Here is a 21,146-nt window from a genome sequence, read left to right as displayed (position 1 = left end):
TCGGACTCGCCTGCGCACGCCAGTCTGGAACCATCAGCTGGCACAGAGTCAGATTATCACTGCGCCACCAGGTGATCAGGTGTCATCATCCTTCCGCATTATCCTCAACAATCACCGCCACGCGTTGCCCTGCACGTACAGCGCTGCCTGGCTGCACGCTGACCTGCTGAACAATGCCGTCGCACGGCGCCAGAAGCGGGATCTCCATCTTCATCGACTCCAGCACCACCAGAATATCGCCTTCCCGCACCCGGCTGCCCGCCGTCGCCTGCACCTGCCATAAATTGCCGGAAACCGGGCTTTCAACCCCCTGCTCGCCCGGCTGCAGCGGCGCGTCGCCGCCTTCATCGGCCACACTTTCCTGGCTGTCGAAATGGGCCTGCCCGCTGGCGATCCAGCGGTCACGTTCCGCATTGAACGCGGTTTGCTGGTGATCGCGAAACAGACCGATGCTCTGCGCTTCACGGGCGAGGAAATCCTGATATTCCGCCAGCCGCAGCGTGCTGTGCTCGATGCGCAGCGGATAGCGACCGAGGGGAAAATCGCGGCGAATCTGCAACAGCTCACTGGCTGAAACCGGATAAAAGCGGATCTGATCGAAAAAGCGTAGCAGCCAGGGTTTACCGCCAAAATCAGCGACTTCATGATACCGGTTCCACATCTGCAGCGTGCGGCCGACAAACTGATAGCCGCCTGGCCCCTCCATGCCATACACACACAGATAGGCACCGCCGATGCCAACCGAGTTTTCCGCCGTCCAGGTGCGGGCCGGATTATATTTTGTCGTCACCAGCCGATGACGGGGATCCAGCGGCGTGGCGACCGGCGCGCCGAGGTAGACATCGCCCAGCCCCATCACCAGATAGCTGGCTTCAAAGACCGTGTTCCAGACAGCCTGCTCATCTGGCAGATCGTTTATACGGCGGATAAATTCAAGATTACTCGGGCACCACGGCGCATCCTGCCGCACGGTGGTCATATATTTTTCGATGGCCTTCTGACAGGCCGGATCGTCCCAGGAGAGCGGCAGATGCACCACGCGTGTGGGAACCTGAAGGTCATCACTCGTGCAGACCCTCTCCCACTCACCGCGCACCCACATCAGCAGCACGTCGGGCGTCAGCGTCTCCGGCTGAAAGTGGATTTGCAGCGAACGGATCCCCGGCGTGATATCAATAATGCCGTTGCGGGATTGCGCTTCCAGCGCCTGCATCAACGCATGAATGCGAAAACGTAACACCAGATCCAGTTCCGGCTCGCCAGCCTCCAGCAGCAGATGCGTATCGCCAGAGAGGCGCGCCACCAGGCGTTTATCCGCTGCGCCGCAGGTCATCACGATGGGCGAAATCAGCGGTGCAGGCTGCCAGTCTGTTTCCTGTGGCTGGAGCGTGGTCAGCTCGGTGCGTCGGCCCTCTGCCAGTCGGCGGGCGGTAGGAATATCCACCGCGACAAACTGCACTTTGTCACCGGCTTTGAGCTGTCCCAGTTGCCAGAGGTCAGCCTCGATTACCGTCACCGGGCAGACGAACCCGCCAAGGCTCGGGCCATCCGGCCCCAGAATCACCGGCATATCACCGGTAAAATCGACCGCGCCGATCGCGTACGGGTTGTCATGGATGTTTGAGGGGTGCAGCCCTGCTTCACCGCCGCTGTCGCGGGTCCAGATTGGCTTTGGCCCGATCAGGCGAACGCCGGTGCGGCTGGAGTTAAAATGCACTTCCCATTCTGTGGCAAAAAACGTCTCGATATACTTCAGCGCAAAAAACTCAGGCGCACCGTGCGGACCATAAATGACGCGCAGCGTGCGCACCGTAGCAAGCTCTGTGTGCAGTCCGACGGGCAGTTCCGATCCGGTTGCGCTCGCAGAACGCGGAGCGAGATGCAGCACGTCACCGCTACGCAGTGCCCGTCCGGCATGTCCGCCAAACTGACCAAGGGTGAAGGTGCTTTTGCTGCCTAAATAGTCCGGCACCTGAATGCCGCCGCTCAGACAGAGATAACTTCTGACGCCAGCGCCACTTATCGCGCCCAGCTTCAGCGTTGTCCCGGCCGGAATGGTAAATACAGAATTCATTGACTGCCCGACGCCATCCAGTGTGACAGTGAGCGGCGCGCCAGAGATCACCGCCTGAATCTCAGTGTTAAATTTCAGGGTGGGTCCATTCAGGGTGATTTCCAGCGCGGCGTCACCCTCCTCATTGCCCAGCAGACGGTTGCCCAGACGCAGTGCGCGATCGTCCATCGGCCCCGACGGCGGCACGCCTACCGCCCAGTATCCCAGACGTCCGGGATAGTCCTGAACGCTGGTCTGGGTTCCGGCACTCACCACTTCAACCGTTGCCGCCTGATAGGCGAGCTGCTCCAGGCAGCGGGTCCAGGGTTCGCCAGCCGTAAAGGGCGAGAAGGCCAGAATCTGCAACAGATAGAGGCGATTGGTTTCTACGCCATAGAAACGGGTCTCCGCCAGCGCCTGTGCCAGTGTAGCGATGGCTTCCTCGCGGGTGGGGCGCCAGGTGATAACTTTTGCCAGCATCGGGTCGAAGAATGGCGGGACTTCGCACCCCGCTTCCACCCAGCGGTCAATACGCAGGGTTTTACCGTCGGCTGCCGGAAAGAGGACCTGGGTTAACAGCCCTGGCGAAGGCTGGAACTGCCGCCCCGGATCTTCCGCATAAATTCGCGCCTGCACGGCATGGCCCTGAGGATTCAGCGCGGCGGCTAACGCATGAAGCGGAGGAAGATCGCCTGCTGCCAGCTCAATCATCCACTGCACCAGGTCAACGCCCCACACCTGCTCCGTGACGCCATGTTCAACCTGCAGCCGGGTATTCACTTCAAGAAAATAGAACTGCTGCGCCACGCTGTCATAGACAAACTCAACCGTTCCGGCGCTGCGATAGTTCACCGCTTTTCCCAGCGCGATAGCCGCCGCGCATAAAGCCTCCGCCATACCTGCGGGCAGATTCGGCGCTGGCGTCTCTTCGACCACTTTCTGGTTACGCCGCTGTACCGAGCAGTCGCGTACGCCCAGCGCTATTACCCCGCCCTTACCGTTACCGAAAATCTGCACTTCAAGATGTCGGGCGCGTTCGATATATTTTTCGAGAAATACCCCGGCATCGCTGAAGTTGTTCTGGCCGAGGCGCTGGACCGTTTCAAACGCCTCTGACAGCACATTCGCATCACGACAGACACGCATACCGATGCCACCGCCGCCCGCGGTGCTTTTGAGCATCACCGGATAGCCGACCCTCTCTGCGGCGCGGCGGGCTTCACTGATATCTGCCAGCAGTTCACTGCCTTCCAGCAACGGCACCCCTTCGGCTTCCGCCAGCGCGCGGGCCGTGTGTTTCAGGCCAAAAGTCCGCAACTGCTGCGGTGTGGGGCCGACAAAAATCAGACCAGCAGCCTCGCACGCCTCAGCAAAGGCGGCGTTTTCCGAAAGGAAACCGTAGCCAGGATGAATCGCTTTCGCTCCGCTCTGCTGCGCGGCGGCGATGATCTTTTCCGTTACCAGATAGGTTTGTGCGGCCGGGCCTTCGCCAAGACTTAGCGCCACATCCGCCTCGCGGATATGTAAACTGCTCAGATCGGCTTCGGAGTAAACGGCGACCCCTTTCACCTGCATGGCACGTAGCGTGCGCAGGATGCGACAGGCGATAGCACCGCGATTAGCAATCAGTAAGGTATCAAACATAAGCGAACTCTCAGGGATGCGGGTCGTCCCGCAAAATTCGATATTCCCTGGGGCCGTCCCCGGGGCTGACCGGCACGTAACAGGCGTGCGCCGGTGGTGTGTTGAGAGGTCTGACGCACAAGGCTGAGAAACTCAGCCCTGCTTGTCGCCATGGCAACGCTGGCTCAGTTCCACACCAGCACTTCGGCGGGCGTCGGGTTCCAGCCGTTACAGGGGTTATTCAGCTGCGGGCAGTTGGAGATCAGCACCATCACATTGCATTCGGCTACCAGCTCAACGTATTTGCCGGGCGCCGATAGCCCATCCTCAAAGGTCAGACCGCCTTCCGGCGTGACCGGAACGTTCATGAAAAAATTGATGTTGGCACCGATATCACGTTTGTGAAGGCGGCCATCGTGCAGGCAGGCGCAGAGAAAGTTATCCCGACAGCTGTGCATGTAGCGCTTATCCTGGGCATAGCGCACGGTGTTGCTCTCCTGCGAGCAGGCTCCGCCCAGGGTATCGTGACGACCGCAGGTGTCGGCGACGATAGTCAGCAGCGGATTGCCGAGATTCGAATAGAGCACGCTGCCGGTGGTCAGATAGACGTTTCCCTGACGACGCAGCGTGCGCTGAGGATCGTAGCGTTCCCGCGGGTTATCGCTGTTATAGAACAGGGTATCAATTGCCTGATTCCCTTCGAGGTCGAGCAGGCGCAGCGTCTGCCCTTTTTTCACTTCGAACAGCCACGGCTCGCCTGCCGGTATCACGTGGCGATAGACGGCATCTTCAGGACGACGATCAGAGTTGATAAGGGTCATCGCAGCCTCCTTACAGGGCAAAAAGTTGGGTGTTCTGAAGCGCGCGCAGGTTTTCACCGCGCGTGACCATCGCTTCGCTGACGGCCTGCATATCGTCGGCCTGATACCAGCTCAGCTGAACCGGTCGCGGGAGATAGTCAGCGGCGGGATCCTGCGGATGTGGCAGCGCGGTCAGCACCATCAGCACGTCCATGGGTGCGTACAGTTCAGTGAAATCGCCGGCGCGGCTGTTGCCCGCGCTGAACCGGAAGCGGCCCTTCTCATCAACCGTGACCTTGCTGAAAAAATTGACGACCATCAGCAGATCCTCCAGGCCCAGATCCCATTTGCCCATCTCAACCAGCAGATTATCGGTGCCGTTGCGGTAGAAGCCGTTGCGCAGCTCCTGATAGCGTCCGGCTCCATACTTATCGTGCGCTTCCGCCGCGTTGAGCACGCCGCCAAACGGGTCGTGCCAGCCGCAGCTATCCGCCACGATCGCGGCCAGTACGCGTCCCATGTCGGAATAGAAACAGTGCCCGGTGGTCAGGCGAGCCGTATGCTGGCCTTTCAGGGTGTCCGGCAGATTCAGGCGTTCACTTTTCTCGTGGGGATTGAGCATCATCATGCTGACGTTCGCGCCGCCCTCGATGTCGGTCAGGCGCAGGATTTGCCCTTTGCGCAGAATCAGCGAGGTGTGCCCTCCGCCAGGCAGCTGCTCTTCGCGCAGGCTCGGAGCTGAATGAAAAAGTGCGGTCATTGAGCGGTCTCCTTGAGGGGATAAATGTTGTTTTTACTGCCGGTTGCCAGCTGCGACAGCCGCGTTTCATTAAGCGGGATGTCGTAAGTGATACGCGCGCCCCAGGCATTGGGGGCCTGAGGATCGATGCGCACTTTGTCGAAAACCAGCAGCCGGGTGCCAAGATTGAAGCCTTCGGCAAGGTCGTGAGTGACCATAAACACCGTCATGCGGGTTTCGCTCCAGAGCTGGAGCAGCAGCGCATGCATATCTTTGCGGATGCCGGGGTCCAGCGCGCCGAAGGGCTCATCCAGCAGCAGTACGCGCGGCTGCATGACAAAAGCCTGCGCAATCGCCAGCCGCTGCTGCATCCCTCCCGAAAGCTGCGCCGGATATTTATCGAGCGAATGGCCCAGCCCGACTTTCTCCAGCATCTGTTTTGCCTGCTCACGGGCATGGCGTTTTCGGGTGCCAAACAGTCGGCCAGTAAACGGTGAAGCCGGAAGTTCGAGGCCAATGGCGACGTTATCCAGCACGTTGAGATGAGGGAAAACGGAGTAACGCTGAAACACCACGCCACGGCTGCGATCGGGTTCCGCGCGCAGCTGTTCACCATCCAGCGTGATTGTTCCCCGTGTCGGCCTTTCCTGCCCCAGCAGCAGGCGTAAAAACGTCGACTTACCACAGCCGGACGCGCCCACCAGCGAGCAGAATTCACCTTCTTTGACCTGCAGATTGATGCGTTCCAGCACCACGTGGTCGCCATACTCCTGCCAGATATTTTTGATATCGATAAAACTCATTCCCGGCCTCCTTCCGCCCAGGGGAAACAGGCTTTGTGCAATTGACGCAGCGCGAGATCCATCAGCCACGCCAGCAGCGTGATCCAGATGACATAGGGAATGATCACATCCATCGCCATATAGCGACGAACCAGGAAAATGCGATAGCCCAGTCCGGCGGTTGCGGAAATCGCTTCTGCGGAGATCAGAAAGAGCCATGCGGATCCCAGCAACAGGCGCAGCGAGGTGATCAGCCGCGACAAGAGCTGCGGCAGCACAACCCGCAGCACCACCGTCCAGCTGTTCGCCCCCAGGGTTTGTGCTTTGATAAACAGCTCTGCGGGGATTTCCCGCGCCCGATGTTCAAGGTCGCGCGCCAGCATCGGCGTAATCCCGATAACAATCAGCATCACTTTTGACAGCTCATCCAGCCCGAAGACGATAAACAGCATCGGCAGGAGCGCCAGCGGCGGGATCATCGACACCACGGTCATAAAGGGTGACAGCGCCGCGCGACTCATCGGGAAGACGCCCGCAGCAACACCGATGCAGAGACCAATCAGTGAAGAGATCGCCAGGCCGGTCAGCAGACGGCTTAAGCTAATCCACGTATCCGCCCACAGCAGATATTCACCGCTGCGCTTGTCCGGCGTGAAGGCCATCCGATCAATAGCGGCGATCATCTGTGACAGGCCGGGCAGCAGTTTGTCGTGTGGGTTGGCTTCAAGACGCACCGCCGAACTGATAAACCAGACGGCGATCAGCAGCACAAAAGGTAATAGCATCAGCGTCAGGCGCATTCCCTGCCGGGGATAGCGGTTGATGTGGCGCATGGCAAATACTCCTGAGATCGGTGATTACAGCTTGCCCGCAGCGGCCATCTTCAGATAGCTGTCGTCAAAGCGCAGTTTGATGTTCGCTGTATCACCGACGGTGATGTTGCCAGGGAAGCTCATACCGATGAAGTCAGCGCTTTGTGCACCCTCGCCCAGTAATCCCTTATCAAAGGAGAACGCGGCGACGCGCTGCATGGTTTTCGCCAGATCGGGGGAAGAAACAAATGTCTGGGTTTCGGCTGGGGTCCAGAACAGGTGGGTGGTTTTCAGCTGCGCCTTGTATCCGGCGAGGTCAGTACCGGAATCGGCAGCCATCGCGCTCAGCGCCTGCGCATCTCCGGCCTGCATTTTCGCCATCATCTCAAACCAGGCCCCGGTCAGTGCCTTACCCAGCGCGGGGTTATCTTTCAGGGTCTCGGTGTTCACCACCATCATGTCAATCAGTTCGCCCGGCACGGCCGAAGAGCTGAACACCTCTGTGGTTTGCGGGGTTTTCTTGATCACTGAAAGCTGTGGATTCCAGGCAACCGCCGCCTGCACGCCGCTGGTACCAAAGGCGGAGACGATATCGGCATCGGAGGTGTTCACGACCTTAACGTCTTTTTCCTGTAAACCGGCCTTCTCCAGACCGCGAACCAGCAGGTAGTGCGAAACCGACAGCGCAGGAAGATAGACAGACATCCCCTTCAGGTCGCTAAGTTTTTTATTTGCGCCTTTCAGCACCACACCGTCATTGCCATCGGAGAAGCTGCCGGTGATCAGCGCCGTGGAATCAATGCCCCCCGCCGCAGGTATGGTCAGCGCATCCATGTTGGTCATGGTGCAGCCGTCGAACTGACCCGCGGTGTACTGGTTGATCGACTCGATATAGTCATTGAGCTGGGTGATATGAATTTTGATGCCGTATTTGCTGGCCCATTTATCGATGATTTTCTCGTTGCTGATGGTGCCCCACGGCATCCAGCCCGCATAGATGGTCCAGCAGATATTGAACTCTTTTTTGACCGCGGCGAAAGATGGCGCGCTGACCAGCAGCGTCAGCGACAGAATAAGCGTCAGGAGGGGTGATTTCTTCATGGTTGACCTCTGGTTGGCACAAAAAAACGGGAGCAGCGCAAGACACCATTTGGTGCCGCTGTCTCCCGGGCTTTTGTCCCGCCGTGTAACCTCACAGAGGTCGCCAGCTCTCGGACCAGACATTCACCTGCGTGAACCGGAACCCTAGCCAGCTATTTGCTATCAATTGTGTCGAACGCTGCTTACTGTTCAGACTTCAGCAAATGGCGTGCCAGAAATTAACTTACGTAAAATCAGAGAAATAGAGAGAGCATAATCCAGAAGGCACCGGGATGGTGAGTCAGTAACGGGCGTTGCACATTATCAGTGCCGGACAGGCAAGAGATATCAGAACCCTCAGTCAGTCTCTTTTCGTACTCACATCTATGCCGGAATGCAGACCCGGACCGTGACGCCCATCACTTATCGCTATATAATCCAATGCATAACGTATTTTGAGGATAGTTAATGAAGCGCTTCTGGCAGGCATGCACACTCGGTTTACTGATACTCCTTCCGCTCTTTTCCCAGGCATCGCGCCAGATAACCGATCAGACAGGCCGCCAGGTCACGATTCCTGACCGTGTTGATCGTATTGTGGTGCTTCAGCATCAAACGCTGAACCTGCTGGTGCAGATGAACGCGACCGATAAAATCGTCGGTGTGATGGCGAACTGGAAGCAGCAACTTGGCGACAGCTATGCCCGCCTGGCTCCTGAGCTGAATCAGAAAGCGACACTGGGGGATCTAACGCATGTTGATCCCGAAAAACTGGTGGCGCTGCATCCGCAGGTGGTGTTTGTGACCAACTACGCACCGCAGGAGATGATCGACAGCATTACCGCGCTGGGCATTCCGGTGGTGGCTATCTCACTGCGTCATGACGAGCCGGGTGAAAAGGCAAAAATGAACCCCTCTATCCGCGATGAGGAAATGGCCTATGACAAAGGACTGCATGAAGGGATTACGCTTATTGGCGAGATCATCAATAAACCGGCAGAAGCAAAAGCGCTGATTACGGCCACCGATGAGGGCCGCAAAATCGTCAGCGATCGCCTGAAGGATGTTCCGGCGGAAAAACGCATTCGCGCCTATATGGCGAACCCGGAACTGACCACCTACGGATCAGGGAAATATACCGGCCTGATGATGCTGCATGCGGGCGCGGTCAACGTCGCCGCAGCGACTGTAAAGGGATTCAAAACCGTGTCGATGGAGCAGATAATCGCCTGGGATCCGCAGGTGATTTTTGTGCAGGACCGTTATCCCTCCGTCGTGAATGAAATCAACAGTTCACCACAGTGGCAGGCTATCGACGCGGTAAAAAATCATCGTGTCTGGCTGATGCCGGACTACGCCAAAGCATGGGGTTATCCAATGCCGGAAGCGATGGGGATTGGCGAATTGTGGATGGCGAAAAAACTCTATCCGCAGAAATTTCAGGATGTGGACATGAATAAGCTGGCCAATAAGTGGTATCAGCGCTTCTATCGCACCGCTTATCAGGGAACAGAGTGATGCGCGTACTGGCGGCGGGCAGCCTGAAAGCGGTCTGGCCCGCGCTGATGGCGTACTTTCCTGAGCCAGTTGAAACCCGGTTTGGCCCCGCCGGTCTGCTTCGCGAACGGATTGAAGCCGGTGAGCCCTGCGATCTCTTTGCTTCAGCCAGTGAGGAGCATCCGCAAAAATTGCTGAACGCTGAGCGAGCGCTGGCAGTCATACCGTTCACGACTAATAAACTCTGCATCACGGTTCGCAGCGATCGGCTACAGGCGGGAGGCGACTGGTATCAGCTACTGACCCGCGACACACTGCGGATCGCAACCTCTACACCCACAGCCGATCCCTCTGGCGACTACGCGCAGGCCCTTTTCACCCGGATGGGCAAAGCCGGTGAAGCGGTGCGCCAGCGCGCAAAGGCACTGGTGGGTGGGCGCGACTCTGCACCCATTCCCGCAGGCAGGCTGGCGGCAGAATGGATTATCCTGGAGGATCAGGCGGATCTGTTTATCGGTTATGCCAGCCATCGGGCTGCCCTGAGCCAGATTGCCGGGCTGACAGTCGTTGATATCCCTGCGGCTTTCAATTCTGCTGCGCGCTACGCCTGTGCAGTCATTACCCCCGAGGCGCGTCGGCTGGCGGATTTTTTAGAATCGGAGCAGGCAAAAAAGGTACTGCGGGAAGCGGGATTTGGCGGGAAGTAAATGCCTTTTCTGTCGCGGATGACTTTGCGCCCTGCCAGCATCTCGCTTTAAGGGCGCGAAACACCGCTCATTAAAGCTTAGCGAAATCCACCTTAAGCTTGTGACTGATATGTTCAGCCTGCTCGGTGGCACTATCAGCGTCGCCAGTCAGGATAAAAGCGATCGCGAAGGCGAAATCAAACGCCGCGCCCAGATCCTGTCCACTCAGCAGATTGCCATCTTTCACTACCGAGGCATTAACGTAAACGCCATCGGTAACACCTTCTGATGAAGTCCCAGAACTGACATAGCGACGCCCCCTTAAAAGACCCTGTGGCGCCAGCACTCTGGCCGCTGCGGAGCAGATTGGGCAGACCAGGCGGCCCGCCTCATCATGGCGGCGAATAAAATCTATCACTGCCGCATTTGCCGCCAGATTTTTGCTGCCGTCAGGACCACCCGGCACAATCACCGCATCAAACAGCCTGTCCCGATTCGCCTCCAGCAGCTCATCGGCGACAACCTTCACATGATGATAACTGTTCACTTCGCGATAGGGCTGACAGGCCAGGGTTGTAACCTGAACGCCCAGGCGTGAGAGGATGTCGAGAGTGATAATAGCCTCAGCTTCTTCAAAGCCAGGGGCAAGCAGCAGAGCAACATTCTTATCCATGAAAATTCCTTTTTAATTGGTGTGGATGAAGCAGAGAGCGTTTAATCCTGGTCTGTGCAGGCGCACCCTTTACTGATCCGAATCAAGTCTGAGCAGGGTTTTTAAACGGCAGCGGGCGACACTACCGTGGTGCGTCATGAAGTAAGTGCGTTTAAAACTCTTCCGGCTCGCCCGGCAGTGGCTCGGTCAGTTCCTGCCCGTTTACACCGGCATAGGTAATCACCAGTTCGGCTGGCTCATCCAGTGTGTAACCGCGATGCGCACTGTTGACCGTCTCATTGAGGGCTTCACCCGCATGGAAGGTGCGCTGTTCGCCGCTCTCTTTATCCTCAACAATCAGGGTGCCGGAAAGAATAAACGCCGCATTCGGCATTGGATGGGTATGCCAGGGCAATGACGTATGGGCAGGTAGCGAGAGCCGCATAACGGTCAGCTCAGGTTCGCCGGTGGGATAGGCTTCAAGAACGTCACCGTTCCAGGCCTGGCTGCTGCGCATCACTTCAACCGCGTTAATTTCGTTATCTTGCTTCGACATGGTTAATCCCTGTTAATAATCAATAGAATGCCAGTAGTGACCGATAAGTAAGCTTAGAAGAAAACTGTGTTGATGCCCGCCTGCGTTTTAATAAGCCTGTTAACAGGAATTTTCCGCCAGCGAACAGAGGGATGAAAACCGGCCATTAGCGGACTGGCTGAATTACTGATTAATTAATGTTCAATATTTGCGTTGTGGTTATAAGATATATTCCTCAGTCAGTACGCAACCTGTGAGTTCTGTATTATCTTTGAAGCCATCAACCACCTGAGGGATTTCTGATAATGAAAGGTCTGTTTACGGCATTACTCGCCAGTTCTGTTCTACTATTATCCGCCTGCTCAAAAGATGACGATAACAAAGTTAAAGTTGCGATTAATACCGGGCCTGATGAAGCAATCTGGCAGGTGGTAAAGCAGGTGGCGAAAGATAAATACAAGCTGGATGTCGAAGTGCTTAACTTCAATGACTATGTGCTGCCAAATGAAGCGCTGAATAACAAAGAAGTTGATGCTAACGCTTTCCAGAGCCTGCCTTATCTGGAATCACAGTCTAAAGAGCGCGGCTATAAGTTTGCGGTAGTGGGTAAAACGTTCGTCTTCCCGATTGCTGCCTATTCGCACAAAATCAAGAACATCAGTGAGCTGCAGAATGGTGCCACTATCACCATCTCTAACGAAGCCACCACGCTGGGACGCAGCCTGCTGCTGCTGCAGGCGCAGGGTCTGATTAAACTTAAACCGGATGTGGGTTATTTACCGACCTCACTGGATATCATCGAAAATCCAAAAAATCTGAAGCTGGTTGAAGTGGACACCCCACAGCTGACCCGCACCTTAGACGATCCCAACGTGACCCTGTCGATCATTAATACTAATTTCTCGGCTCAGGCTGGATTATCAGCGCACCGCGATGGCTTATTTATGGAAAGTGCCTCATCGCCTTACGTCAATGCGCTGGTATCACGTGAAGATAATAAAGACAGCGATAAAATTCAGAAGCTGAAGTCAGCGCTGCAGTCACCGGAGGTGGCGGCCAAAGCCGAAGAAGTTTACAAGGGTGATGCGATTAAAGGCTGGTGAGTTGCCCGATAATCGATCATTAACGATCAAAAAAGGCCGCACTCTGTTGCGGCCTTTTTTATATCTGCACTTTTACAGGCACATCTGCCAGCACTTATACATCCGCGCCAGCCCGCAAGATCACAGGAACGGTTACGCAGCTGCGCCTTTTGGCTGAGCAGAGAGGTGCCCTGCCCACAGACTGGCGACCCATTTCACCCCTTTAGACGTAAAACGTGCCTGAGAGAAAGCGTGCTGATTTTCGCCCGTGCCGGTATGCAGCGTAAAGTAGCCGGCCTGCATATGGTAGTGCTGCGGCGTCAGGGTGCCTTTTGCGCGATACATGATGTTGCGCTCCAGCAGAAACTGGCGAAACTCCGGTTCTTTCACTTTCAGCATTTTGCAGAGCTGCCGAAAGCCCAGCGAGTCATCAACCTCAACGAAGTTATCAAAGAACGCCGCCTTGGGTGCCGAGAGAGCCAGCTGCTGCTCCGCCGCCTGACGCTGTTCAAACTGCTCAGCCCAGGCGCGAGCGGCTTCAGCCGGATTGGTAAAGTCAGGCAGATGGGTCGTCTTCTCGCGATCCTGCCAGCGATCCAGCACTTCTGCAGTGAAGCCTGGCGACAGGCGTGCCACGGCCAGCAGCGAGTCACGCTTGCACAGACGGTACTCCTGACGCACTTCCCCTTCCCGCTCATACTCATTCACGCTGAGTGGCTGGGAGAGACGCTGAGCCGTCTCCAGACTTTTGATTAACCGCTTCACTTCTCCGTGTGTAATACCGGTCATCTGAGCCAGTTCACGACTGCTCATTGTGACCGATTGTTCCAGAGATTTGAGGCTTTCAGTTGAAATCATCATGGGTTCACCCCTCGCTAACGCTACCAATACCCGGCGGGCAGTCGATTAATTATACAAACACCTGTTCAAATATCCAGTATTTTATTTAAGCAATAACGTAACTGGAAGCTGTTACGCAAACAACAGGGTGTGAGGCGGTTTGGCGGGCTGAAGCGTGCGTGTGGAATACCTTGCAGGAGACGTTGCAGGCTTTTGCTGCAGCATAAGCGGGTAAGCCATCGCTCAGTTATTTACATATAATCACAATGATGGACACAGACTCTTTACATTACAGTATAGTGAAGGCTGTCAGCAGGTTACTGGCCTGCCGGGCGCACTATTTTTGATTCGGGGTGCAGAGGCGCAATCTGGCCCGTTACCACTGGATGTCACCTTTTACTGGAGTAAGTCATGCAGCCGTTGAAAGTCGCCTTTATTAAAGCTAACTGGCACAGCGAAATCGTTTCTCAGGTTCTGACAGGATTCGAACAGGAACTGGAAAGCCGCGGTACCTCATATGAGATTAAAACATGGGATGTTCCGGGCGCTTTTGAAATGCCGCTGCTGGCGCAACGCCTGGCGCAGACCGGCAACTACGATGCGATTGTCTGTGCAGCACTGGTGGTGGATGGCGGCATCTATCGCCATGATTTCGTCGCGCAGGCTGTGGTAAGTGGTCTGATGCAGGCACAGCTGGCAACCAATGTGCCCGTCTTCTCGGTGTCACTCACGCCGCATAATTTCCAGCCATCGGCCGAGTTTATCGACTTCTATACTCAGCATTTCGTGAAAAAAGGTCAGGAAGCGGCGCGTGCCGTCTGCCAGATTCACGCCCTGGAACTCTGATACGACTGTAACGAATGCTGACAATGCGTTTGCCTGCGCTGTTAAGGAGAGAAAGTTGGAAAATACACGTCCGCCTCTACCGCCATTTATCCTGGCTGCACAGGCGATTGAAAAAGTCCGGCTGGCTGAGGATGGCTGGAACAGCCGGGATGCGGAGCGGGTCGCTCTGGCCTATTCAGCGGACAGTAAATGGCGCAATCGCGATACCTTTCTGACCGGCCGGGCAGAAATCATCGCCTTCCTGCAGCAAAAATGGCAGCGGGAGCAGCAGTATCGGCTGATTAAAGAGTTGTGGAGTTTTGACCAGAACCGGATTGCGGTGCGGTTCGCCTATGAATGGCATGACGAGCAACGGCAGTGGTATCGCTCATATGGCAACGAGAACTGGGCCTTTGATGAGCAAGGTTTAATGCAGCAGCGTTATGCCAGCATCAATGATCTGAAAATCAGTGAAGAACAGCGGCTGTTTCACTGGCCGCAGGGCCGACGCCCTGACGACCATCCTTCACTGAGCGAACTGGGATTATAGTGCCAGCCCTTCCAGCGGAGAGCGCAGCTCTCCGCCGTTATCCACTCAGCCCTGCTCGTCCTTGTTCTCAACAAAGGTCGCTTTGTTGCGTGTGACCGTATAAGCCACTTTTTTAACATCTTCCGGTGACGTGGTCACTTCTACCGGTGCAATGGTCACCCGACCCATACCAAACAGAGTGGGTACATAGCCACCGACCTGGTGTTTTCCGGCCGGAACATGCAGCAGCATGCTTTCGCCGTTAGGCAATCTGCCGGCGTCTTTACCATCTACAGTCAGGAATACACTGGAGCCATCATCTGCGCGGGTCTTGATGTGTGAGACATCAATCTGCGTCGGGCCAGCAGCAAATTCATCTGGCGCATCGCTGGCGGCATGTTTTGCACAGCCAGTCAGTACAGCAGCAACCGTTACAACGGCGAGACTAAAACGATAACGCATTGGGCACTCTTTCTCCTGATCATCAGAACCCGCTATTTTAGCGATTTAGCGGGAGGATGTAAGGGGGATAAGAGTCGGCATGCTCTTAAAATAGGCTTAAAAGTACCGATTTCCCGGTATATTTGCGTAAAGAATATTTACTGAATAAATACACAGTATTTTTATTGCCTGATCGCAGCGCTTTTAACCTGCTGATCAGCATAAATTTAATCGGAGAATAACAACGAATAAGCGTAGCGTCACAGGCACATAGCGCCGATTTGCCTTAACTCTGCCTCTGTTAATTGACTGTTATAAGGTTCATAGTGGTGGTTCATCCCCGGTTAATCCCGGCGGCCTTCCCCTCTACAGAGGGCACGATATGCATTCTTATACCACCGATACTGTTTGCGCCATAACCGGCACCCATCCCGCTAACCTGAAGAGCTGGATGAAGCAGGGATTACTGACGCCGCAGCAGTATCAGGAACGCTGGAGTGATCATCACCTCAGTGAAATCCAGACCCTGGTTGGCTTAACAGCGACTGGCGCGACGCTCGACGAAATCTGGCAAGGTCAGCAGGCTGCTTCGACGGTCACCACCTATGGCTGGGCGGCGCGCAAAGGCGACCTGCTCTGGCAACTGGAATTTGGCACACCGCTGTCGCTTTCACGCCAGATGCACACGATGTCCAGCCATTATAGCGGTGATGATTTCGTCATTAATCTGCTGCGGCCGCTGAGCGCCTGGCTTTACGCCGATCTCCGTCGGGGAGCGTCACGTCGCCTCAACCGTTTTGAGCAAACCGTGCAGCAGCAGGCGGATAAAGTCATGCGCGCCTCATCGCGCAACGAATCCTCCATTCCTCTGTTTCTGGAAGCGGTGAGCGTACTTGATAAAACCGAAATCTGGCTTGAAGCGATTCGTCTTACTGCGATGGGCTTTAATGTCGAGGTTGACTCGCGTGCAACCGGACAGCCAGCCGTTAAAACTGACCTCCATCAGCATCATGTGATGTGGTGTGGTGCCGGCATCAGCCAGCAGATGCAGGACTATTTTGAACAGCAGAGTCTGGATGGTCATCCGGTAATGCTCAGTGGACCTGATTGTAACCTGCAATTTGCCCAATCCAACGCCTCCAGCGCTGCCTGACAGCAGGCAGCGCCTTCTTTACCCCTGTTTTTCCGCGCCAGTAAATAATTTTTTTCGTTAAGAATCTCTTAAGGTGGTTCCGTATACTGGTGCCACAACCCTGACTCATTGACGAGACTAAGATGAAAAAGACCTTACTGACCTTCAGCCTTCTCCTGTTACCACTCACTTTTACTGCTGCTCACGCGGCCTCTGGCCTGACCGGTTGTGCAGCCAAAAAGCAGGAGATTGAGACCCAGCTCTCTTTTGCCCGCCAGCACAATAATACCCATCAGGTTGCCGGCCTTGAAAAAGCGCTGAGCGAAGTGAATCAGAACTGTACCGAAAGCAGTCTGCTAAAGCAGCGTCAGGAAAAAGTGGCAGAGAAAAAGTTGAAGGTACAGGAACGCGAACAGGAACTGGCTAAAGCGAAAGCTGAAGGCCGCAGCGCCAGCAAGATCCAGAAGCGCGAAGATAAACTGGCTGACGCTCGCCAGGAACTGAAAGAAGCCGAGCAGGCACTGCATCAGTAAACCTCATTCTGGCCAGCCACTGCGCTGGCCCGTTATTCTCCCTTCCCCAGCCCTGACCCTCACTCCTTTCTAAATACCTGATTAGCCTGCGCTATTAACGTCCAATCCATTACTTTATGTAATCCTTTGATTACTTATTCTCATGCACTTAATTGGTGCAGTAAAGTCAACATGGTTACGATCAATTATTTAACTTTTTGAACGCCCTCAAAGATTTGAAAGATAGCGATATTTCCTGTCCTATGCAGAAAATACGCACTCCACGCGCATCTTTATTCGTCTGTAAGGGGTCAGCAATACTAATCTATTCACTCACCCTGCCCCAAAACAGGGCATTACAGCGATGTGGCATGGCTGATGCCACATCTTATTTGTTTCAGTAGTGTTAGATTATGTCGGCGCAATGCAATGCGCTCTCCATCCACGGCTCCACACAATAAATAACTTCATTAAGAAAGGTTTTTTATGGATAAGTTATCTTATGCGTCTGAAAGCAGCACATCTGCCTGGTCCACCTATTTACAGCAAATCGACCGGGTTGCGCCCTATCTGGGCGATCTTTCACGTTGGATAGATACTTTGCGTCATCCAAAACGTGCGTTGATTGTTGATATTCCTCTCCAGATGGATGATGGCTCAATTCGCCATTTCGAAGGCTATCGCGTTCAGCACAACCTTTCGCGCGGCCCAGGAAAAGGCGGTATTCGCTACCATCCGGATGTCGACCTTAATGAAGTGATGGCGCTCTCCGCATGGATGACCATCAAATGTGCGGCGGTTAACCTGCCTTATGGCGGCGCTAAGGGCGGCATCCGCGTTGATCCGTTCAAATTGTCCGACGGTGAACTTGAGCGACTGACCCGCCGTTACACCAGCGAGATCGGCATCATCATCGGGCCGCAAAAAGATATTCCTGCGCCAGATGTCGGGACCAACAGCAAAGTGATGGCGTGGATGATGGATACCTACTCCATGAACCACGGCACAACGATTACCGGCGTTGTCACGGGCAAACCGATTCATCTGGGCGGTTCACTGGGGCGTGAAAAAGCCACCGGTCGCGGCGTGTTTATTACCGGACGCGAAGTGGCACGCCGTGCAGGTATTGAAATTGAAGGCGCACGCGTTGCGGTCCAGGGTTTCGGTAACGTCGGCAGCGAAGCGGCACGCCTGTTTGATGAGGCGGGTGCTCGTGTGGTAGTGATTCAGGATCACACCGCGACGCTGTTTAATGCCGATGGCATCAACATGGCTGCCCTGACCGAATGGCAGATCGCCAATAAGCAGATTGCCGGTTTCCCTGGTGCGCAGAGCATTGATAAAGAGGCGTTCTGGACCACAGGGATGGATATTCTGATCCCGGCGGCGCTGGAAGGTCAGATTACCCGCGAGCGTGCTGAAGTCCTGAGCTGCAAAATCGTGCTGGAAGGCGCAAACGGCCCGACCTATCCGGATGCCGATGACATGCTGGCCACCCGCGGCATTATCGTGGTGCCGGACGTGGTCTGTAATGCCGGTGGCGTGACCGTCAGCTACTTCGAGTGGGTTCAGGACATGGCCAGCTTCTTCTGGAGCGAAGATGAGATCAATCGTCGCTCAGACAAGATCATGACGGAAGCGATGGTACACGTCTGGGAAAAGTCGAAGGAGAAAGATTGCTCGCTGCGTACCGCGGCCTATATCGTGGCCTGTGAGCGTATTCTGATGGCGCGTAAAGATCGCGGTATCTACCCGGGTTAATGCCTGTGGCGCTGTTGTCTGCAGCAGCGCCCTTTTCCCTGACTACTTCATCAGCACCTGAAACTTCGGATTAAATTCATCGAAAATCGGTAAAGCGGCGGCGCCGAGAGCGGCTGTATCGCTGCCGGTCATGCCAATTTTTAGTCGCATATCGTTAAGATAGCGTCCGCGCACCGACTGATAAAGCGGCGGCAATCGCTGCACCATCTGCTCCAGCAACGGCGCAGGCATCATCCCGCCAATAATTACCGCCTCAGCATCAAACACCGACTCCAGAATATTGATTGCCTGACGTAACGGCGTCGTCACATTCTCAATCCATGCGGTAAAACGCGCGGGTTCAATCTGTAACAGATCTTCGGGCAGCGCCCGCATTGGATCGAGACCGCAGAATTCATAAGCGGCCTGCAGCGAGACGTAACGCTCGAGGCAGCCCTGATTTCCGCAGTAGCAGTCGCGACCGCCCGGCTCGACCACAATGTGTCCGATTTCGCCCGCATTATGAGCGTGGCCGGTATAGATATGACCATCAGTGAAGATCCCCGCGCCCAGGCCGGTGCCGATATAGAGATAGATAAAGGAGTTCAGGTGGCGCGCTGTGCCGTGAAAGCGTTCGCCGATGGCGGCGACCGTAGCATCATTTTCCAGCGTCACCGGCAGACCACTGATGGCGGCGAGTTCAGCCTCAATATCGACCTGCTCCCACCCGTTCAGCGTGGTCGGCCCCACTGATGAAATGCCCTCCACACCAAAAGGCCCTGGCATCACCACGCCAATCCCCAGCACTTTTTGCCACTGAGTACCCAGGAAGGCGCGCATCTCCTCCAGCACGCTGGCAATGCACGCCAGGGTGGCAGCAGGCTGAGGCTTTTGCACCAGAACGAGGCGGCGGAAACGCACTTCACCACTGAGATCGACCAGAACCAGCAGCAGCGTCTGGTGATCAAGATGGATGCCGATCGACCAGGCACTGGTGGGATTGAGCGTAACCGGAATTGAGGGCTGACCACGCCCGCTGCGGCGCGGCTGGCGGCTGGTCAGCAGTTCGGCCTGCTCCAGTTCCGCCACGATATTCGAGACGGTCTGCGGCGTCAGTGCCGTCATGCGGGCCAGTTCGGCACGGGTCAGTTCACCGTGCAGGCGAATGGCTTCAATCACCACACGCCGGTTGTGCGCCCGCGCATGTTCAAGGTTGGTACCCGAGGTTTTCATGTTGTTTTCCATTTCAGCGGGACCCGACAGTATTGGTCTCCGAATGCATTCGGGCAAACAATATCTTTGATGCTGCACGCAATTCTCGCGCATCAGGATAGGCAATTTTGCCATAAAAGCGCAGTCTGAGTTTCAGCGTTGTTACGGCTTTGTTGCTATGCCCTCCGGCACTGTGGCACGCCGTTTGCTTAGATTCAGACAGGTCAGTTCACCCACTGACCAAAATTACGCCCCCGATTAAATCAATCAAATTGATTTAATTAATCGACAGCCTGTTGCTGCACAGTGGAGAAGACCATGTCACAGCGTTACACACCCCAACTAAAAGCCGGTTTTGCCGCCTTACTGATGTTAAGCGCAGGCAGCGCGGCGGCGGCCAGCCAGATCAATGCCCTGTTTATGACCCAGGCGGCTTACAGCGAAAATGATATTCGTGCGATGACGCAAAATTTTCAGAAGCAGCACCCGGATGTCAGCGTCAATCTGGAGTTTGTTCCTTATGAGGCGCTGCACGACAAGATTGTGGCGGCGCGTGGCGCGGGCGGCAATGGCTATGATGTGGTGCTGTTCGATGCCATCTGGCCAGCGGAATTCGCCCGTTTCGATCTGCTGCAGGATGTCAGCGCACGCATTACGCCAGAGGATAAAGAGAAGGTCTTCCCGGGCGCGATGAACACCGTGGTTTACAAAGGTAAAACGCTGGGTATGCCGTGGATCCTCGACACCAAATACCTTTACTACAACAAAGCGATGCTGGCTAAAGCGGGCATCACCACGCCGCCACAGACCTGGCAGCAGGTGCTGGATGACGCGAAGATCATCAAGGATAAAAAGATTGTCACCTGGCCGCTGGTCTGGAGCTGGTCCCAGGCTGAGGCGCTGGTGTGTGACTACACCACGCTTGTTTCAGGCTTTGGTGGTCAGTTCTATCAGAACGGCAAACTTAACTTCTCCAGCCCGGCTTCACTCAAGGCGCTTAACCTGATGAAAAGCTCGCTCGATGAGGGCCTGAGTAACCCGGCGTCGCGTGAATATCTGGAAGAGGATGTGCGTAAATCGTTTTCTAATGGCGATGCGGCTTTCGCGCTGAACTGGACCTACATGTACAACATGGCGAACGATCCGAAGCAGAGCAAAGTGGCGGGCGACGTTGGGATCATGCCTGCGCCCGGCGATGCGCCAGGAAAAGTGGGGGCGGTAAACGGCTCAATGGGGCTGGGGATCACCAAAGGCAGCACCCATGCCAACGAGGCGTGGCAGTACATTCAGTACATGACCTCACAGCCGGTACAGAATCAGTATGCGAAGCTCAGCCTGCCGATCTGGAAATCCTCTTATCAGGATGAAGCAGTGAAAAAGGATCAGGAGAGCCTGATTGCCGCGGCGGACAAATCGCTAAACGTGATGCTGTCACGTCCGGAGACCGCTGACTATTCCCGTCTGTCGAACCAGCTGCAACAGCAGTTACAGCAGGTGTTGCTGGGTAAAGCCCCGGCGCAGGACGCGATGGCGACGGTTGATAAAAGCGCCGCCCGGCTGCGTTAAGGAGTTAT

Annotated in this window: 20 protein-coding genes and 1 riboswitch; of the genes, 9 read left to right on the top strand and 11 right to left on the bottom strand. The window is 55.5% G+C overall.

Annotated elements, in window-relative coordinates:
- Nucleotides 1-85 precede the first annotated feature (85 nt).
- The 6 genes from uca to AFL22_RS13130 form a co-directional block, all read right to left on the bottom strand.
- Nucleotides 86-3,697, bottom strand: coding sequence for an urea carboxylase (gene uca, locus AFL22_RS13155; RefSeq protein WP_052271560.1), 3,612 nt, complete (start codon nt 3,695-3,697; stop codon nt 86-88).
- A gap of 164 nt (nt 3,698-3,861) precedes the next feature.
- On the bottom strand, nt 3,862-4,497 hold the full coding sequence (locus AFL22_RS13150) for an urea amidolyase associated protein UAAP2 (RefSeq protein ID WP_010670353.1): 636 nt from the start codon (nt 4,495-4,497) through the stop codon (nt 3,862-3,864).
- Between the two features lie 10 nt (nt 4,498-4,507).
- On the bottom strand, nt 4,508-5,236 hold the full coding sequence (locus AFL22_RS13145; RefSeq protein ID WP_052271559.1) for an urea amidolyase associated protein UAAP1: 729 nt from the start codon (nt 5,234-5,236) through the stop codon (nt 4,508-4,510).
- Nucleotides 5,233-6,018 (bottom strand): ABC transporter ATP-binding protein, encoded by a 786-nt coding sequence (locus AFL22_RS13140; protein ID WP_033780235.1) that lies wholly within the window; start codon nt 6,016-6,018, stop codon nt 5,233-5,235. Before AFL22_RS13140 ends, AFL22_RS13145 begins: the two co-directional genes overlap by 4 nt.
- A complete protein-coding gene (locus AFL22_RS13135) occupies nt 6,015-6,830 on the bottom strand; it encodes an ABC transporter permease (RefSeq protein WP_010247123.1) in 816 nt (271 codons plus the stop codon). Before AFL22_RS13135 ends, AFL22_RS13140 begins: the two co-directional genes overlap by 4 nt.
- Before the next feature lie 24 nt (nt 6,831-6,854).
- Complete coding sequence (locus AFL22_RS13130) at nt 6,855-7,910, bottom strand: putative urea ABC transporter substrate-binding protein (protein WP_010247121.1); 1,056 nt, start codon at nt 7,908-7,910, stop codon at nt 6,855-6,857.
- Nucleotides 7,911-7,970: 60 nt separating this feature from the next.
- A riboswitch (guanidine-I (ykkC/yxkD leader) is annotated at nt 7,971-8,069 on the bottom strand.
- A 288-nt stretch (nt 8,070-8,357) separates the two neighbouring features.
- Here AFL22_RS13130 and AFL22_RS13125 point away from each other — a divergent pair.
- Nucleotides 8,358-9,407, top strand: a complete 1,050-nt coding sequence (locus AFL22_RS13125; protein ID WP_052271558.1) for an ABC transporter substrate-binding protein — start codon at nt 8,358-8,360, stop codon at nt 9,405-9,407.
- A complete protein-coding gene (locus tag AFL22_RS13120) occupies nt 9,407-10,093 on the top strand; it encodes a molybdate ABC transporter substrate-binding protein (protein WP_052271557.1) in 687 nt (228 codons plus the stop codon). The genes AFL22_RS13125 and AFL22_RS13120 overlap by 1 nt, the downstream gene beginning before the upstream one ends.
- Before the next feature lie 70 nt (nt 10,094-10,163).
- Here the strand turns inward: AFL22_RS13120 and AFL22_RS13115 are convergent, their stop codons facing one another.
- Nucleotides 10,164-10,745, bottom strand: a complete 582-nt coding sequence (locus AFL22_RS13115) for a DJ-1/PfpI family protein (RefSeq protein ID WP_045140103.1) — start codon at nt 10,743-10,745, stop codon at nt 10,164-10,166.
- Between the two features lie 151 nt (nt 10,746-10,896).
- The gene (locus tag AFL22_RS13110; RefSeq protein WP_052271556.1) at nt 10,897-11,280 is read right to left on the bottom strand and encodes a cupin domain-containing protein; all 384 of its coding nucleotides are present in this window, start codon (nt 11,278-11,280) and stop codon (nt 10,897-10,899) included.
- Between the two features lie 284 nt (nt 11,281-11,564).
- Here AFL22_RS13110 and AFL22_RS13105 point away from each other — a divergent pair, with 284 nt between their 5' ends.
- On the top strand, nt 11,565-12,362 hold the full coding sequence (locus tag AFL22_RS13105; protein ID WP_010247110.1) for a MetQ/NlpA family lipoprotein: 798 nt from the start codon (nt 11,565-11,567) through the stop codon (nt 12,360-12,362).
- 132 nt (nt 12,363-12,494) lie between these two features.
- Here the strand turns inward: AFL22_RS13105 and AFL22_RS13100 are convergent, their stop codons facing one another.
- On the bottom strand, nt 12,495-13,202 hold the full coding sequence (locus AFL22_RS13100; RefSeq protein ID WP_010247108.1) for a phage antirepressor KilAC domain-containing protein: 708 nt from the start codon (nt 13,200-13,202) through the stop codon (nt 12,495-12,497).
- Between the two features lie 390 nt (nt 13,203-13,592).
- Between AFL22_RS13100 and AFL22_RS13095 the strand changes: the two genes are divergently transcribed.
- Both AFL22_RS13095 and AFL22_RS13090 read left to right on the top strand, forming a co-directional pair.
- Nucleotides 13,593-14,027 (top strand): 6,7-dimethyl-8-ribityllumazine synthase, encoded by a 435-nt coding sequence (locus tag AFL22_RS13095; RefSeq protein WP_010247107.1) that lies wholly within the window; start codon nt 13,593-13,595, stop codon nt 14,025-14,027.
- A gap of 55 nt (nt 14,028-14,082) precedes the next feature.
- Nucleotides 14,083-14,556 (top strand): nuclear transport factor 2 family protein, encoded by a 474-nt coding sequence (locus AFL22_RS13090; protein ID WP_052271555.1) that lies wholly within the window; start codon nt 14,083-14,085, stop codon nt 14,554-14,556.
- 45 nt (nt 14,557-14,601) lie between these two features.
- On the opposite strand, the gene AFL22_RS13085 is transcribed toward AFL22_RS13090, so the two are convergent.
- Nucleotides 14,602-14,997 carry a hypothetical protein gene (locus AFL22_RS13085; RefSeq protein ID WP_010247102.1) on the bottom strand — a complete coding sequence of 132 codons (396 nt, stop codon included), beginning with the start codon at nt 14,995-14,997 and terminating at the stop codon, nt 14,602-14,604.
- 361 nt (nt 14,998-15,358) lie between these two features.
- Here AFL22_RS13085 and AFL22_RS13080 point away from each other — a divergent pair, with 361 nt between their 5' ends.
- The 3 genes from AFL22_RS13080 (at nt 15,359) to AFL22_RS13070 (ending at nt 18,381) form a co-directional block, all read left to right on the top strand.
- On the top strand, nt 15,359-16,129 hold the full coding sequence (locus tag AFL22_RS13080) for a MerR family transcriptional regulator (protein WP_033780243.1): 771 nt from the start codon (nt 15,359-15,361) through the stop codon (nt 16,127-16,129).
- A 122-nt stretch (nt 16,130-16,251) separates the two neighbouring features.
- Nucleotides 16,252-16,641: a DUF1090 domain-containing protein gene (locus AFL22_RS13075; RefSeq protein ID WP_010247098.1), complete on the top strand. Its 390-nt coding sequence runs from the start codon at nt 16,252-16,254 to the stop codon at nt 16,639-16,641.
- Between the two features lie 465 nt (nt 16,642-17,106).
- Complete coding sequence (locus AFL22_RS13070) at nt 17,107-18,381, top strand: Glu/Leu/Phe/Val dehydrogenase (protein WP_010247095.1); 1,275 nt, start codon at nt 17,107-17,109, stop codon at nt 18,379-18,381.
- 42 nt (nt 18,382-18,423) lie between these two features.
- Here the strand turns inward: AFL22_RS13070 and AFL22_RS13065 are convergent, their stop codons facing one another.
- Entirely contained in the window at nt 18,424-19,593 is a 1,170-nt protein-coding gene (locus AFL22_RS13065; RefSeq protein ID WP_052271554.1) for an ROK family transcriptional regulator, read from the bottom strand.
- A 297-nt stretch (nt 19,594-19,890) separates the two neighbouring features.
- On the opposite strand from AFL22_RS13065, the gene AFL22_RS13060 reads away from it, so the two are divergent.
- Nucleotides 19,891-21,138, top strand: coding sequence for an extracellular solute-binding protein (locus AFL22_RS13060; protein ID WP_010247091.1), 1,248 nt, complete (start codon nt 19,891-19,893; stop codon nt 21,136-21,138).
- Nucleotides 21,139-21,146 lie beyond the last annotated feature (8 nt).

The organism is Pantoea sp. CFSAN033090 (assembly GCF_001264395.1).
Classification (GTDB): Bacteria; Pseudomonadota; Gammaproteobacteria; order Enterobacterales; family Enterobacteriaceae; genus Pantoea; species Pantoea agglomerans.
Note: the sequence above shows the minus strand (reverse complement) of the source record. Positions and strands in the feature narration are given on the sequence as shown.